The sequence below is a fragment of the Marinimicrobium hydrolyticum genome (assembly GCF_030848505.1).
Taxonomy (GTDB): Bacteria; Pseudomonadota; Gammaproteobacteria; order Pseudomonadales; family Cellvibrionaceae; genus JAVDDU01.
Genome location: NZ_JAVDDU010000001.1, coordinates 107,747 through 123,309, shown reverse-complemented (window position 1 = coordinate 123,309; position 15,563 = coordinate 107,747). Strand labels below are relative to the sequence as shown.

Below are 15,563 nucleotides of genomic sequence, written 5' to 3'. Positions count from 1 at the left end.
TTCGCTAGAACACCAATGCAGAAGCGAATTGAATTAGCGATATTTTAAATAATCTTGTCATTGGAAAAGCAATGAAATCTACAATTGAACGTATAAAAACCGCTTTGATCATCATTCTGGCCATGTCATCTCTGTATCTAGGATACGCTTACAAAGTGGTTGACGAGAGCATTACCTATTTTACTGACTTCTATCTTACTGACATAGACAGAAGTCGCCTCAACGACTTTAAGTCCAAGATGCTGAACATCCAACGCCTTGAGAACAACGAAGCTGAAGCCGTAAGATACTCGCTGTATCATTCAGCGATGTTTGATATCAAACACATTGAAAAACATTCTTTGAAAGGTATCTCTTCCGACGAGATAGAATCATTCAGAAATCGCTACACGCACTTCATGAAACAAGAGTGCGGCAACAACAACGACCATGCCTGCCTTCGATATGGCGATGTTCTCTCAGAACAGAGCCTGTATGACTTAGCTCACTCCGCTTACTTAAAGGCTGCAGAAAGTGGGAATTTACATGCTATGTCACGCCTGGTTTATCTTTATCAAAATCAAGAATGGGCGGATTGGTCAACTGAGTTATCAAAGGAGTGGTTAATGAAGCTTGAAATACAGATGGAAGTGCGTGAAGAAGGCGAGTGTTCGTCTGGAAGTTAGTGGCGGCCCTCTTCCGGCTCGCGGAATCTATCTCGGAGAGCTTTTATTAAAGTGGACAGATTTATTATTCCTCATAGGTTATCCTAAACTCAACGGAATCGGCACATGCGTATTGAATTAGTTATCCTTGGCTTTGTCATGCTTTTGATAGCCGCCGGCATTTGGTTGATATTTAATCGACGAAGTGCTCTCTTTTACTTGATAGGTGTTTTTAGTTTGCTTGGCATGACTCTAGCCCTAGTTGCCTTTGAAGACCGCTCGCGAGAAAGATCCTTCGAGCGCCAGCAAGTAGAGATGAGAAACAGAACTTCTCGCTTAGCTTCTGAGGACAGCTTTTTTGTTTTTGTCGAGAATCCGATCTCTGTAGAGCAAACTGAGAACCCGAAAAATGAAGGTGCCATTGTTTACAACCACCGATTCGAGCTGACATACAGAGTCCTTAAGCCTATTTGGGGAAACTACAACGATGATCAAATATCATTCACACTTTATGATCATTATGGTGAGCCGGCCGTTCTTTTTAGAAGATACAGCCTAATATTTTTAACCAAGCTTGAAGGAAAATGGGCCCACGAGAAGTATCAGTGGTACCCGTTGAATAAAACGGCTGAAGGCGACTGGGCGTACTGTGGAGATCCGACACCGGCAGAATGGGAAGGCCAGCCTGCCAAACTGTTCACTATTGAGTTCTCTCCACCGGTAACAAGATCGGTCCACCAGTACACAGAAGAATACGTAGACCGAGTGTACCCCAAGGAAATCTGGGAACGTAGCTCAGAGTTTGTTGCTTGCAAGGCAGGCGTCTATCCAGATGAGCTGTTTCGGTTAAAGGCAGAGGGTGTACTTAGGTCTCGAGGGCTTTTTCCGTAGAAACCGACGAGAACGATCAATGGGTATACGCTGGATTGACCTATAGTTTATTGCGTGAAGACTTTTCCCCTAAAAAATAGATTATTTTTTGCATTAGATGAGGCCAAGGAAATGAACATGACGACATTTTATTTGAATCAGTACCTTCCAATCTTGGCGTTTGCCATATTCGCCTATGCTTCCGCAAGGCTGTATCGCTCTGGAAACCCCCTTAGTGCAGCGCTTATAGGAGTGCCATCCGTAGCCATGCTTGTTATAAAAATTATGGCCGAGTTCGTTGCTCCACAGTCCATGGAATATGTGTACGGCCCGGATGGGGACGTGCTTGGCGCCCAGGGCGCTTTTACTGTTTGGCAGAGCGCTATGCTTTGGGTATACCCCCTATCCATACTTTCAATCTCAGCGGGCGTTCTGTATCTGTCACGGCAGGCCCCTGCTCTCAACAAGTGACTCAATTTGATGCCGCAAAGCGGCGAAAATTAGCAAAGCATAAGAGCCTCGCGACCAGGCTTATGGGTCTATCGATGATAATACTGTTTTCAGTCTTGTTTTTCGCGTCCGCATTGACTGCAGGAGTCGGCTTAGGAGCACTAACCGTCTTCGTATTCAAAGATTTCGATTCGAAGTTTCGAGATGTACCGATCGCAGCTTTCGAAATTGAAATTATCGGCGCGATGCTGCTAGCGCTAATTGGTAGCGTCTTGTTTGCAATTTTCGCCTACTTCTTTAGGCTTAGAATTCAACTAGGGCGAACTTCGCTACTCTTGGTGTCTGTACTCGCCGGCGCGTACCCTTTTCTAATCTGGTTGACTCTATTCTCAACAACCAAGATAGCGAGCGAAGAGTCGCTCGCGCACCCTTTAGTTGGCTGGCTAGTGATTGGATTATGGCCCCTTGTTGTGCGATGTTCGTTGTCGTATATCCAGAGTCGAGACTAAATGGGGACTATGACTAAATGGGGACGGATTTATTTTCCCCACCTAGCCCAGCGGGGCTATGGCGGTTTCATTGGAGATCAATAGAATGCCCACCATTCGGCTAATCATGCTCCACATAGCTGCAGCTGTTTCTCTACTTGGTTTTTTTCTCCTCGTTTTCGCAGGCAGCTACTTTTGGAAATATTGGTCTTCTGGCGAGCAGAACGGAGAGGGTGAACCTCTATTGGGTGCTTGGCTAACGCTGATGGGCGCGTTACCTGTCTGGGTGTTAGTAGCGGTCCTCGCTCTTCCGGCTCGGCGGAATCTATCTCGGGGAGCTTTGGCTTTGATCATGAGTCCGGCGATAGTTTTGAGCCTGGTGTTTCTGATCGTATTGGGGCAGGCTTCTCTATCCAGATGAACTGCTTCTATAGTCGGGTCCGATTTTGAGTATGTTTAGATAATTAACCGTCCATGCTCCGCAGACACCAAGTGCACGGTGAACTTCTGGCGGACCTGAAATTCTGAAAGGTACCCTTATGAACCTCCGCCGTTGTTTTTTTCTTTCCCCTATTGCCGCTGCCGCCTTCCTGCTTGCGAGCATCGCTCCCGTAGCCTCGGCCATCGTCATACGCCATGACATCCCCGACGCGGCGTATCTGGCGCGCGAGAGTGACTACCCCAGCGTGTTCAACCTCTACCTCACCAAGGCCGGGCATAAGGACTGCATGGCGACTCTGATCGGACCAAGATTTGCGATCACGGCGGCGCACTGCGTCAACGAAAAGTTGCGGCTCAGTGCGAGCGCGCCGGAAGGTCCGGGCTTCGCTGTGACCATTGCCGGTCGGCCTGCTCGTATCGACGCGGTGCTCCGCCATCCGGGTAACGGCACTGACCGCGCGCCCGACATCGCGCTGCTTCGTCTTGCCGAGCCAGTGACTCACGTCGCGCCAATGCCGCTGTATCGCGGCACGGATGAAGTCGGTCAAGTGGTCGTGATGCCCGGCTGGGGCGGCACCGGTAATGGCGATACCGGACTTGGCACCGAGGACGGCCTGTTCCGCGTCGCGGAGAACCGCGTCGACCGGGCGGAGGACGGGAATCTGTCGTGGCGTTTCGATGCCCCCGGGAATCCGAATGTGCTCACGCTGGAAGGTATCAGCGGTCCTGGTGACAGCGGCGGTCCGGCGTTGATCCACACAGACAGTGGATGGCGCATTGCGGGCGTCGGCTCGGGCCAGGACACCATGGACGGCCCAGAGGGCCTGTACGGCGTGCAGGAATACTTCGTCAGGATCTCGTCATTCGCCGAGTGGATCGACGAATACGTGGGGAGCGCCAGAGGGCGTGGCCGGACGGAGGTATTATCGAAATATCGAGGACGCCCAAAGTTTGGAGGAATAAACTAAACAAGTAAAGTTTGGGTATCCCAAAAAAGTCACCCTAGTTGCGCGGGGTGTCCCAAAAAAGTCAACAAAGCCGAAGTTGTTGGCGGTGGTGTGGTTCCTAGTTGCGCGCGAAAGCAATAGAGAAACTTTGTACTTTGGCAAACCTCTAATGAGTTCAGTCGTTCGAGACTCAGGAGGACAAAATGGCCGGTGGCTGGACCCGTGATGGCGCCGTTCAAGATCAGATCGACGCAAGCATCGATGACGCAGTACAAGAAGCTCGCAGTCGCTTACACAGCGGTAACAGCCTCACACATTGTGAAGAATGTGGGGCAGCGATACCTGTCGCACGGCAGAAGGCGGTGCCAGGAGTCCGTTTATGTGTTACCTGTCAGTCAGAGCGAGATGATGAGCAGAATATAACTGGTGGCGGGATCAACCGAAGAGGTAGCAAAGATAGTCAGCTGCGGTGACGTTGCTAGTGACTAGTTGTTAGTTCCAGCCTTTGGATTAAAGGGGAAAAATTTGTTTTCCACACCTACCCAGCGACGCTATAGCAGACAACACTCGGCTGATCATTTACCCCCTACCACCAGCACTGGACCATCGTTAAGAAAGGGAAAAGGGACAGATTTACTTTTTTTATAGGATGAGGCCAAGATGACGGTCTTTAGCGCGCTACAAAGAATCTTACCTGGCGTCGGTCCTTGGCGTACACCAATCGCTCTCCGGTAGGCTCCAAGGTAATACTGGACACCCATATTTTAATTTACTAACCCGAGACAGACCCATCCCAACCATGTCATTCATGTCGGTTTTTCACATTTTCCTTCATTTCGCGGTTCCGGCGATCGTCGCCCGAGTGTTCTTTAAAGATAGATGGCTAAAAGCCTGGCTGATCATGGTGGCGACTATGGTGGTCGATCTCGATCACTTGCTGGCCGACCCCATCTACGATCCTGACCGTTGCAGTATCGGCTATCATCCGCTCCATAGCTGGCCCGCCATAGCGGCCTATGCCGGTTTGGCTGTCTGGCCTAAAACCAGGCTGATTGGCCTGGGGCTGCTGATTCACATGGCGCTGGATGGAATAGACTGTTTCGTCTGAGACGAGGGTGTTTGACCCCATCCCTGCTGAACTTAGCCAGGATTGGCCTATCTGAGGAGGCAAAACTAAGCCGCTGATCGAAAATTCGTCATTTTTTACGAGCAAAATGCCCCAATTTCTAGTATATTCGCTGCCTTTTCACCCCCCCGTGTTCAACCCAGCTTTAGAGAGCGCTATGACTGATCTATCCCTTTACCGCAACATCGGCATCTTCGCCCACGTAGACGCCGGCAAAACCACTACCACGGAGCGTATCCTTAAGCTGACCGGTAGAATTCACAAGCTCGGCGAAGTGCACGAGGGTGAATCCACCACCGACTTCATGGACCAGGAAGCCGAGCGCGGCATCACCATCCAGTCGGCAGCCGTCAGCTGCTTCTGGAAGGGCACCCGTTTTAACGTCATCGACACCCCTGGGCACGTTGACTTCACCGTGGAGGTGTACCGTTCGTTGAAGGTACTCGACGGCGGTATCGGTGTATTCTGCGGCTCTGGCGGCGTGGAGCCCCAGTCCGAGACCAACTGGCGTTATGCGAACGACTCCAAGGTGTCGCGACTGATCTTCGTCAACAAGCTGGACCGCGTCGGGGCGGACTTCCTGCGCGTCACCGATCAGGTGAAAAAGGTTTTGGGCGCCAAGCCGCTGATCATGACCCTGCCTATCGGCCGCGAAGACAGCTTCTCGGGCGTGGTGGACTTGCTGACCCGCAAAGCCTACGTATGGGATGAAAGCGGCCAGCCGGAAAACTACACCGTCACCGATGTACCGGCCGATATGGTTGACGACGTCGAGATGTACCGCGACCAGTTGGTGGAAAACGCCGTCGAGATGGACGACGACCTGATGATGGCCTACATGGAAGGCGAAGAAGTCAGCGACGACGACATTAAGCGCTGCATCCGCAAGGGTACCCTGGAGCTGGCTTTCTTCCCCACCTACTGTGGTTCGGCCTTCAAAAACAAAGGTATGCAGCTGCTGCTGGACGCCGTTGTCGAGTACCTGCCCGCGCCGCACGAAGTGAACCCGCAGCCGCTGACCGACGAAGAAGGTAACCCGACCGGCAAGCACGCTATCGTGTCTGAGGATGAGCCTTTCCGCGCCCTGGCGTTTAAAATTATGGACGACCGTTTCGGCGCCCTGACCTTCGTGCGCATCTACTCGGGTAAACTGAACAAAGGCGACACCATCCTCAACTCCTTCACCGGCAAAACCGAGCGTGTGGGCCGGATGGTTGAGATGCAGGCCAACGAGCGTAATGAGCTGTCTTTCGCCACCGCGGGCGACATTATCGCCATCGTGGGTATGAAAAACGTGCAGACCGGTCATACCCTGTGCGATCCCAAGCACCCCTGCACCCTGGAAGCCATGGTGTTCCCGGAGCCGGTAATCTCCATCTCGGTGTTCCCGAAAGACAAGGGCGCCACCGAGAAGATGGGTATCGCCATCGGCAAGATGGTCGCCGAAGACCCCACCTTCCGCGTTGAGACCGATATCGACTCGGGTGAGACCATCCTCAAGGGCATGGGCGAGCTGCACCTGGACATCAAGGTGGACATTCTCAAGCGTACCTATGGCGTTGAGCTCACCGTCGGCCAGCCGCAGGTGGCCTACCGCGAGACTATCACCAAAGAGATCCAGGACAGCTACACCCATAAGAAGCAATCGGGTGGTTCCGGTCAGTACGGTAAGATCGACTACACCATCAAGCCGGGCGAGCCGAACACTGGTTTCACCTTCAGCTCATCTGTTGTGGGCGGTAACGTTCCGAAGGAATTCTTCCCCGCCATCGAGAAAGGCTTCAAGTCCATGATGGGCACTGGCCCTCTGGCCGGCTTCCCGGTGTTGGACGTGGTTGTCGAGCTGACAGACGGTGCTTTCCACGCCGTTGACTCTTCGGCGATCGCATTCGAAATCGCCGCCAAAGGCGCCTTCCGGCAGTCCATGCCCAAGGCCGGCCCGCAGTTGCTCGAGCCAATCATGAAGGTTGACGTCTTCAGCCCGGAAGATCACGTGGGTGATGTTATTGGTGACCTGAACCGTCGTCGCGGCATGATCTCCGGTCAGGAGCCAGGCGCTACCGGCGTTCGCATTAAAGCCGATGTCCCGCTTTCAGAAATGTTCGGTTACATCAGCACCCTGCGCACCATGACCTCTGGCCGCGGTCAGTTCTCCATGGAGTTCTCGCACTACGCTGGCTGCCCGGCCAACGTGGCCGAGACCGTGATCGCCAAAGAAAAAGAGAAGAAAGCCGCCGAAAAGTAACCGCGGATTGGTGTCACTCGGAGCCCCGCCAGCGAAAGCTGGTGGGGCTTTTTTTGGCCCTGGCTACTCATCCTGCTCCCGAGCAATATTCCGAAAAGCCTCCACCAAAGTGTCAGTGTCCTGAGCGCCGGAAATCAAATACTTCTCGTTGACGATAAAACCCGGTACAGCCGTTACACCCGCGCGCTGGTAAGCGTGCTCTTCGTCGATAACGGCCTGGCCAAAGTCGTCGCTTTCCAGAATACGCTGCGCCTCGGCTGAATCCAGCCCCGCGGCTTCGGCGCAACCGAGCAACACACCCGTCTTGGACACATCTTCCGCTCGCCCGAAATAGGCTTCAAAGAGCGCTTTTTGCAAAAAAGTGGCTTTATCTTGAGTGGCGGCCCACTTGAGCAACCGGTGGGCATCGAAGGTATTGCAGGTATAGCGCTCCTGCATTTTGTCAAAGTTGATTCCCAGGGACTTGGCGATGGCCATCATGTCCGCCTGGGAGGCCTGAATTTCCGACCCCGAGCGGCCGTACTTGCGCGCCAGCGCCGGCAGAATGGGCTCGGGCTCGGCCTGGTCGTCCGGGTTCAGCTCGAAGGCGCGCCAGTGTTCAGTAAATTCAATCTCCCCTGCCAGAGACCGTTTCGCCTGATCCAGCCGGGCGTAGCCAATGGCGCACCAAGGGCAGGCGACGTCGGAAACGATGTCGATATGTAGATGCTTCATGGGGTACTCCGTGCCAGTTGGCCGCCCAGTGTACCAAAAGGAGCTACCGGGCTATCGATTATCATCTTCGATCTTCGAGACATCCGGTTGAGGTTTGCAACTGGCCCTTGAGCCGAATAGCTGCCATAATCGGCTCATTATTTGATCCGATAAGGCGGAGTATTCGGCTCATGTACATCTGGGAACAACCTGATTGGCCACGATTCCGGTGGAATCACGCCGCCCTGAACGCCCAACTAAATGCCATACGTCTGCTGCAAGGGCGCCTCCTCGGAGGGGCAGAGTCCGTGCCTGAGCAAACCGAGCTGGAAATGGATGCGCTGATTCAGAATGCCATCCGCACCAGCGAGATTGAAGGCGAACACCTGGATGCGGGGTCTGTACGCTCTTCGGTGGCAAAGCACCTCGGGCTTCCCCAGGGAGGGTTGGCGTCAAAACCTACCGCTAAAACCGAATCCCTGGTATCGCTGTTGCTGGAAGCCACTCACCGGCCCGACCAGCCGCTATCCCTTGAACGCCTGTGCCAGTGGCAAGCATTGCTGTTCCCCGATGGGCCAGGTCTGCTGTCCAATATCCGCATTGGCGATTTGCGGGGTGAACAACCCATGCAAGTTGTCTCAGGGCGAATTGATCGTCCACGGGTGCACTTTGAGGCACCGCCCCGATCGCAATTAGAGGTGGAACTGAGCACCTTTCTAGACTGGTTCACCCACCCACCAGCCGAGTTGGATCCATTGCTGCGCGCGGGCCTGGCCCACTTGTGGCTCATTACCCTTCACCCATTTGATGACGGCAACGGCCGAGTCGCACGCGCCGTGACCGACCGTGCGCTCGCTCAGGCGGAACGACAATCGGTCCGGTTCTATTCCCTGAGCGCAGCCATCATGGCCCAGCGCCAAGCCTATTACGAACACTTGGAGGAAACACAGAAAGGCACCTTGGAGATTACTGAGTGGTTGGCGTGGTTTCTGACGGTACTCGAGGATGCAATACAACAGGCACCAACCCGAGTGGCAGGGGTTATGACCAAGACCCGCTTTTGGCAGCAACACGCCACCACCTTGCTCAACGAGCGACAGATCAAAGTACTGAACCGGCTCTTGGACACGGCAGGAGAAGCTTTCGAACAGGGCATTAATGCCGCCAAATACAAATCCATGGCGCGAGTGAGCAAAGCCACAGCCACTCGCGACCTGACCGACCTGATGGAGAAAGGCTGCTTGCGCCAGCTGCCGGGCGGCGGACGCAGCACACGTTACACTCTCGCACTGGGACCTGGGCGCGGAGGTAAAGGGGACGGAAGTAAAGGGGACAAGAGGTAAAGGGGACAGATCTATTTTCTAGAGACTCTATTGCAGGGTCCGACCTGATCAACTGATTGAATCCCGGGGCCGATGATTAGGGCTAGCCGAAGTAATCCTCGCGCCCTCTTCCCTCATCCGGCCAAGTTTTTGGGTATCCCGAGCTCCATTCCCGAACTCCCTCGTTTCGGACTCACCCAGCACTGGCGCCCCGAGAATACACGCACTAAGATAGGCACATTAGTACCCTTGTATTCTCTTCGCTATATGTTCCCAACAAAATAAGAGTTATCGCAGACGAAGACATTCGAGGGCTAAATACGCTGCTTCCTAGCGAATCGCTGCGCTGAGGTTCCGAATGCGCATCAGACCAATAATTATAAAGACATTGTTCTTGAGGAGAAGCCCGTGGTTAAGGCGCGACTACTACTGATTAATACCTTATTCGGTGTATCTATTTTAGGCTGTTCATATTCGTCGATAAATGATGATGGCCAACTGAGCTCCGATGCCTCCGAAACTACGCCATCCGAAACGAGGAACCTGGGTGATCGTGAGGGTCATGATATGACGCCGCCCATCGCCGCCGAAGATATTCCACCGGCGCCGGTTCTGATGGTGCCTCAGGCCATGCAATCCATGAAAATACAGCCGGGATTTGTATTGGAAAACGTGGCCGCCGAGCCCAATGTTTTTAATCCAGTGGCCATGAGCTTTGATGGCAATGGTCGTATGTGGGTGGCAGAGATGACCACTTTTATGCCCGATTTGGATGGCAATAATGAGGAAGTCCCCATAGGGAGCATTGCCATTTTGGAAGATACCAACGGTGACGGCGTGATGGACCAACGCACGGTATTTCTGGATGACATTATTCTTCCGCGTACCATAGCGCTCGTAAAGGGTGGGATTTTGTACTCCGACCAAACCCAACTGTATTTCGCCGAAGTTAAGGCTGGGGATAGACTGGGTATTCGGGAGGTGATCGATCCAGACTATGCCAGGGGCGGGAGTGTGGAGCATAAGCCCAACGGAATGCTCTACGCCCTGGACAATTGGTATTACAACGCCAAAAGCGACCGTCGTTATAAGATACTGCCTTTAGACGGTGAGTTACCCCAAGGATCTGAAGAAATATATCGCAATCAGTATTGGAAGATGGCCCTTTCCAAGACCGAGTCTCGCGGGCAGTGGGGCCTTACCATGGATGATTACGGGAGACTTTTTCACAACTGGAATAGCGTACCTATCCAGGGCGAATTCTTGCGCCCCAACTCACTGAACAGAAACCCTGACTTAGTACAGGAAATCAAAGCTCATAGTATTGGCTCTAACAGAGTTTATCCTGTTCGGATGAATCCTGGGGTTAATCGCGGTTATTTGCCAGAAATCTTGGTGTCAGAGGGGCCCGATAGAGGTAAGTTAGTGAGCTTTACCGCCTCCAGTGGCAGTGCCATTTATCGTGGAGATCAGTTTCCGGACGAATTTTATGGTGTGGCCTTTACCCCTGAACCGGCTGCTAACTTGATTTCAGCCAGACGCATTATAGAAGGTCAGGGAGAGTTTAGTGGCGAGGAGCTATATGCACAACGCGAGATATTGGCGTCCACCGATGAGCGTTTTCGCCCGGTTAATTTGTATACCGCACCCGATGGCTCACTTTACATATTGGATATGTATCATGGAGTCATCCAGCACAAAGAGTTCCTAACCACCTATTTACGGGAACAATCTGAAGCCCGAGATCTACACAAGCATAACAACAATATGGGAAGAATTTACCGTTTACGTTGGGCTGACAATGAGCTCGCTGAAAAACCCCAATTATTAACGAAAACCAGTTCACAGCTAGTGCCGTATTTGGGTCATGCTAATGGTTGGCATAGGGATACCGCTAGACGCTTGATCGTACAGCGTAATGATAAAAGTGTTGCGGATGAAATTACTGACCTTGTGAACTCAAGCAAAGACTCTCGCGTTCAGATAAACGCGTTGTGGACGTTAGAGGGCCTCAATGCTGTTAATTCGAAAAGCATTAAAGCCGGTTTAAGTTCACCCCATACTAAGGTGCAAATATCGGCAATTGAGCTGCTTACACGTTTGCCTGAAAACGAACAGAAGACGTTTGCATCGATCTTAATGCGACTCGCGACAAGCGACTATGAAGTTGCTTTGCAAGTGGCATTAAATGCTGGTGATTTGATGATTGACGACAAAATGGAACTGTTGGAAGCGGTTTTGCGTGAATATGGTGATAAACCACTGATTAATGAGGCTGTTGTTAGCGGCATTAGTGGTAGGGAGCAGGAGTTGCAGGACCATTTAGGTAGTAGTGCCAGCGAGAAACTCAATGATTTATTGGCCTTGGTCGGAAATCAGGAGATTGTCGAAAGTAACTTTAACTACCTCGTGACACAGGAGCAACACCAGTATCTTCATGGAAAGTCACTGTATGAAGGTCGCGCAGTGTGTGCGGGTTGTCATGGTCAGCAAGGGCGAGGCATGGATGGTATGGCGCCACCACTAGCCAACAGTGATAGGGTTACCGGCGAGCCAGACGTACTGATTAAGGTGATCCTGCATGGTTTACGTGGTCCCATCAAAATAAATGGCGTTGAGCATGAGTTTCCCTTGGTCATGCCCGGTTTGGCGGATAATAGTAGTTTTAGTGATTACGATAGTGCCGCTATTGCGACTTATATTCGCAATAACTGGGGAAACGCTTCAGGTGCTATTAGCGCTAAAGAGGTCAGTAAGGTTCGAGAGCAAACGGCCACACGAAATCAGCCCTATACTGCTGATGAACTAGGACAATAATTATGCGTTCGCACCGCCCCGGCACAAGTGCGCGCCGCAGTGGCCAGAGCGAGGGCGCAGTTAAGATTTTTTGGTTTGGTGCGACGGGTGCTTCAGCCTCGTTATTCCAGTTTGGCAATTCTGACCGCAATTGCAGCGACAACCGTAGACAGTGGTAATTCAGTAACGCGATACCGTTATTGACTCTCCGGCTAAGGGGTGCTTGAGTTGCGTTATACCCTGTTGGCTTGGCGGCAGATATAGCCCTTAGCGCCTCGTCCAACTTGCCTGATCAAGGAGTGACTATGCGGGAGATTGCCCGGCGCACGACGATTGCCATCGCTCTACCTTTGGTAGCTTGCCTACTGCTGGCATCATTGTTGGCTCTGCAGTTGTGGCGCGATGTGCAGCAGGCGCAGCGGGTGGAGCAACTGATCGAAGTTGCTGTCAGCGTCAGTGCTGTGATCAGCGACCTTCAGGATGAGCGCGGTATGAGTGCAGCTGTCGTGAGTGGTGTGACAGCCTTTTCCCGTCAACTGTCGGCGCAGCGCGACGCCACCGATGAGCAAGTGCGTGAGCTGGCCCGTCTGCTCAATCAACACGCCGACAGGCGCGGTGTGATGGCGGTGCAATCACGTGCACAAGCAGCCTTGGCGGAGCTGCCCGACATCAGAGAGCGTGTTGACCGCGAGCACATTGAACCTCTGGCTAAAGTCGCATCCTACACACGCATCATCGACCAGCTCCTGGATACGTTGTACGTTGTTGCCCTGGACGTTGAAGTGGCGGATCTTGCGGTGCAAATGGTCAACTTCCAGCGACTGCAGGCTTTTGTTGAGGACGCGTCCCTGGAGCGTGGCTTGGGTGCGATTTTATTAGGGACCAAGGGCCTGAGCCAAACTCACTATCAGCTGTTCATTAAAAACCTGGAAGCGCAGCGGGAACAACTCGATCAAATGGCAGAAGCCGCTCCCCAAAGTATGGATCGCCAAATTTATAACATCATCTCCACCAGCCCCTATGCTCCCGAAATGGAAGTGTTCCGCGCACGCATTGTGCAGCGACAGCAAGTCGCCGAGCCTGATTCCCAGGCGGCCCTGGCCTGGTTCAGGTTGGCCAGCGCCTATATCGCCGAAATTGATGAATCTCTGAACCTGTGGGTGGACTCACTGCATGATACTGCTGGGGAGAAAATGCAGCGCGCGACCGTTAACTATATCGGCCTGGGTACTGTTTTACTGTTGTTGCTTGGGAGTGTCACCGGGATTAGCATGACTCTGGCACGCCGGCTGGTGGGAAAGATTGCCGCCGAGCGTTCCAATGCCGAGAGAATCCGCTTCCTGGGTCGTCATGATCCTCTGACCAAGCTGCCCAATCGCTACTACTTCCAGGAATTGCTGGAAGCTGAGCAGCGTGCGACGATGGAGCATAAAGGAATGCTGGCACTGCACTTGCTCGACATTGTTGACTTTAAAGGAGTGAATCGGGTGTGGGGCATTGAGATTGGCGATGCGGTCATTCAATGCGTTGCTCAGCGCTTGCGGCAACGGCTGCCGACTGGCTGTCAACTGGCCCGGTTGCATTCCGATCAGTTCGCTGTACTGCAACCAGCGATCACCAGCAAGAAGGCCGCCGAGTCGTTGGCCCGCAGTTTTATCAACGCGCTTGCTGAACCGATCAGTGTGGGGGATCGTCAGCTATCCATTCAAACACGGATTGGGATCACCCTCTATCCCCCCAATGCCACCACATACAATATGCTGATGCGTAATGCCGATTTGGCACGACAACATGTAGCTGCAGGGGGTAACTATGCCTTCTACATCTCGGAAATGTACGAGAAGTACTTGGCGGCCAGGGAGTTGGTGCGTGACTTGCGGCGTGCCGTCATGTCGAATGAGTTCTTGCTTGAATATCAACCCAAAGTGGAACTGAGCAGCAATCGACTCTGTGGCGCCGAGGCACTCATCCGCTGGCAGCACCCACAGAAGGGCCTGCTGGGACCGGACCAATTTATTCCAGAGGCCGAGCGCAGTGGCCTGATCGCCGATATTGGTCATTGGGTCTTCGCTGAGACCTGTCGCCAGCTACAAGCCTGGCGTCAGGCCGGGTTGCAACCACCTGTAGTGGCAGTCAACCTGTCGCCGGTGCAAATCCGCCAGACCGATCTGCTGGCTCATTTTGCCGATGCTCTTGAAAGGTATGAAGTAGATCCGGCCTGGCTGGAGCTGGAAGTGACTGAAACGGCGCTTATCGGTGACATGAAGAAGACTTTGGACGTCCTCCAACAGCTGCGGGATATGGGCGTAAGCCTGACAATCGATGATTTTGGTACGGGCTATTCCTCGCTGAGCTACCTGCAGCAACTCCCCGCACAGTCTCTCAAGCTGGACCGTAGTTTTGTTACGGTACTGGGAGACAGTCCGCAGACCGAGCATATCGTCGATGCAGTCATTACCCTCTCTCACGGCCTTGGCATGGACGTAGTGGCGGAAGGTGTGGAGAACAAGCTGCAGTTGGAAATGCTGAAGGACAAAGGCTGCGATATAGCGCAGGGGTTCTGGCTGTCGAAGCCGCTCAGCGCCGGCGAGCTAGGCAAATGGCTGGCACCGCTATGATGCCCCTGGTTACAGCTCAGTTATATTCTTGTATAACTTGTCGGCAATGTTATACTGAGGTATAACTTATACGGTCAATGCCTAACCATTGCTGGAGGTAGCGTTATGACAGAGGTCATCGTACGTAAGTCAGGGGGGGCCACGATAGTAAGCCTCCCCAAAGTGGTCACAGAGCTGGCAGGGATCAAGGTCGGTTCGGTGCTGGACCTGTCCGTGGAAGATCACACCATTTGCCTTAGGCCCAAGCAGGAGTTAACGCTCGAATCCCTGTTGGCGGGAAGTCCCAAAGATAAGTTACAGCTCAATGATGAAGACCGGCAGTGGATGGACATGCCGGCTGCTGGTAAGGAGGTTTAATGTACACTCCGGAGCAAGGAGACATCATTGAGATTGACTTTGATCCGAGCGCCGGCAAGGAAATCATGAAACGTCGGCCGGCGTTCGTCTTGTCCCGCCAGCAGTTCAATGATCATACCGAGTTTGCCATTGTGGCGCCGATTACCAGCACCGTTCGTGGTGTTGCCCTGGAGGTGGAGTTACCCCAGGAAGGCAAGACACACGGCAGCATTTTGGTTCATCAAATGCGTTCGCTGGACTTCAGGGCCCGGAGGGCTACGTTCATCGAACAATGCCCAAAACCGATCCGAGAAAAAGTCACGCAGATTGCAAAACTTCTAGTTTCTTGATGAACTGTAGAGCGTTGAGGAAAAAGGGGACAGATTTTTTTACGCACTATATCAAGCAAAGTTTTTCGATCCCATATATTCATCCACACGTGCCTCTCTTTGAGTAACCAATAACCCAGCAGCAACCCACCCACGAACCCAGACAGGCCTCCGACAACAGCTCATGGCAACAAAGAGTAACGTTCGGGTGTCCTGGAGTCGGTTTCCGAATTCCGCTACCATTGGATAGCTGAAGGA

At 52.9% G+C, this 15,563-nt stretch carries 13 protein-coding genes; 12 read left to right on the top strand and 1 reads right to left on the bottom strand.

Going from position 1 to position 15,563, the window contains the following annotated elements:
* The first annotated feature begins 71 nt into the window (after positions 1–71).
* From RBH33_RS00510 to fusA, 7 genes are all read left to right on the top strand, one after another.
* Positions 72–665, top strand: coding sequence for a hypothetical protein (locus RBH33_RS00510; RefSeq protein WP_306730158.1), 594 nt, complete (start codon positions 72–74; stop codon positions 663–665).
* Between the two features lie 105 nt (positions 666–770).
* Positions 771–1,535, top strand: a complete 765-nt coding sequence (locus tag RBH33_RS00505; protein ID WP_306730157.1) for a hypothetical protein — start codon at positions 771–773, stop codon at positions 1,533–1,535.
* A 246-nt stretch (positions 1,536–1,781) separates the two neighbouring features.
* Positions 1,782–1,985: a hypothetical protein gene (locus RBH33_RS00500; protein WP_306730156.1), complete on the top strand. Its 204-nt coding sequence runs from the start codon at positions 1,782–1,784 to the stop codon at positions 1,983–1,985.
* Between the two features lie 1,006 nt (positions 1,986–2,991).
* A complete protein-coding gene (locus tag RBH33_RS00495) occupies positions 2,992–3,861 on the top strand; it encodes a S1 family peptidase (RefSeq protein WP_306730155.1) in 870 nt (289 codons plus the stop codon).
* A 182-nt stretch (positions 3,862–4,043) separates the two neighbouring features.
* Positions 4,044–4,313 (top strand): DksA/TraR family C4-type zinc finger protein, encoded by a 270-nt coding sequence (locus RBH33_RS00490; RefSeq protein WP_306730154.1) that lies wholly within the window; start codon positions 4,044–4,046, stop codon positions 4,311–4,313.
* Between the two features lie 326 nt (positions 4,314–4,639).
* On the top strand, positions 4,640–4,948 hold the full coding sequence (locus RBH33_RS00485; protein ID WP_306730153.1) for a DUF6122 family protein: 309 nt from the start codon (positions 4,640–4,642) through the stop codon (positions 4,946–4,948).
* 175 nt (positions 4,949–5,123) lie between these two features.
* Positions 5,124–7,211 carry an elongation factor G gene (gene fusA / locus RBH33_RS00480; protein WP_306730152.1) on the top strand — a complete coding sequence of 696 codons (2,088 nt, stop codon included), beginning with the start codon at positions 5,124–5,126 and terminating at the stop codon, positions 7,209–7,211.
* A 63-nt stretch (positions 7,212–7,274) separates the two neighbouring features.
* Here fusA and RBH33_RS00475 read toward each other — a convergent pair whose 3' ends face one another.
* The gene (locus tag RBH33_RS00475; RefSeq protein WP_306730151.1) at positions 7,275–7,925 is read right to left on the bottom strand and encodes a DsbA family oxidoreductase; all 651 of its coding nucleotides are present in this window, start codon (positions 7,923–7,925) and stop codon (positions 7,275–7,277) included.
* Between the two features lie 170 nt (positions 7,926–8,095).
* On the opposite strand from RBH33_RS00475, the gene RBH33_RS00470 reads away from it, so the two are divergent.
* The 5 genes from RBH33_RS00470 to RBH33_RS00450 all read left to right on the top strand — a co-directional run bounded on the left by RBH33_RS00470 (position 8,096) and on the right by RBH33_RS00450 (position 15,326).
* Entirely contained in the window at positions 8,096–9,247 is a 1,152-nt protein-coding gene (locus RBH33_RS00470) for a Fic family protein (RefSeq protein WP_306730150.1), read from the top strand.
* A gap of 387 nt (positions 9,248–9,634) precedes the next feature.
* Positions 9,635–12,043 (top strand): PVC-type heme-binding CxxCH protein, encoded by a 2,409-nt coding sequence (locus tag RBH33_RS00465; RefSeq protein ID WP_306730149.1) that lies wholly within the window; start codon positions 9,635–9,637, stop codon positions 12,041–12,043.
* Positions 12,044–12,327: 284 nt separating this feature from the next.
* Positions 12,328–14,640, top strand: a complete 2,313-nt coding sequence (locus tag RBH33_RS00460) for a putative bifunctional diguanylate cyclase/phosphodiesterase (RefSeq protein WP_306730148.1) — start codon at positions 12,328–12,330, stop codon at positions 14,638–14,640.
* Positions 14,641–14,745: 105 nt separating this feature from the next.
* Entirely contained in the window at positions 14,746–14,997 is a 252-nt protein-coding gene (locus RBH33_RS00455; RefSeq protein ID WP_306730147.1) for an AbrB/MazE/SpoVT family DNA-binding domain-containing protein, read from the top strand.
* On the top strand, positions 14,997–15,326 hold the full coding sequence (locus RBH33_RS00450) for a type II toxin-antitoxin system PemK/MazF family toxin (RefSeq protein ID WP_306730146.1): 330 nt from the start codon (positions 14,997–14,999) through the stop codon (positions 15,324–15,326). The genes RBH33_RS00455 and RBH33_RS00450 overlap by 1 nt, the downstream gene beginning before the upstream one ends.
* The last annotated feature ends 237 nt before the right edge of the window (positions 15,327–15,563 follow it).

Bases quoted from the DNA above. Each gene is read 5' to 3' on its own strand.
- RBH33_RS00510 (WP_306730158.1), top strand. From the start codon at position 72: ATGAAATCTACAATTGAACGTATAAAAACCGCTTTGATCATCATTCTG.
- RBH33_RS00505 (WP_306730157.1), top strand. From the start codon at position 771: ATGCGTATTGAATTAGTTATCCTTGGCTTTGTCATGCTTTTGATAGCC.
- RBH33_RS00500 (WP_306730156.1), top strand. From the start codon at position 1,782: ATGCTTGTTATAAAAATTATGGCCGAGTTCGTTGCTCCACAGTCCATG.
- RBH33_RS00495 (WP_306730155.1), top strand. From the start codon at position 2,992: ATGAACCTCCGCCGTTGTTTTTTTCTTTCCCCTATTGCCGCTGCCGCC.
- RBH33_RS00490 (WP_306730154.1), top strand. From the start codon at position 4,044: ATGGCCGGTGGCTGGACCCGTGATGGCGCCGTTCAAGATCAGATCGAC.
- RBH33_RS00485 (WP_306730153.1), top strand. From the start codon at position 4,640: ATGTCATTCATGTCGGTTTTTCACATTTTCCTTCATTTCGCGGTTCCG.
- fusA (WP_306730152.1), top strand. From the start codon at position 5,124: ATGACTGATCTATCCCTTTACCGCAACATCGGCATCTTCGCCCACGTA.
- RBH33_RS00475 (WP_306730151.1), bottom strand. From the start codon at position 7,925: ATGAAGCATCTACATATCGACATCGTTTCCGACGTCGCCTGCCCTTGG.
- RBH33_RS00470 (WP_306730150.1), top strand. From the start codon at position 8,096: ATGTACATCTGGGAACAACCTGATTGGCCACGATTCCGGTGGAATCAC.
- RBH33_RS00460 (WP_306730148.1), top strand. From the start codon at position 12,328: ATGCGGGAGATTGCCCGGCGCACGACGATTGCCATCGCTCTACCTTTG.
- RBH33_RS00455 (WP_306730147.1), top strand. From the start codon at position 14,746: ATGACAGAGGTCATCGTACGTAAGTCAGGGGGGGCCACGATAGTAAGC.
- RBH33_RS00450 (WP_306730146.1), top strand. From the start codon at position 14,997: ATGTACACTCCGGAGCAAGGAGACATCATTGAGATTGACTTTGATCCG.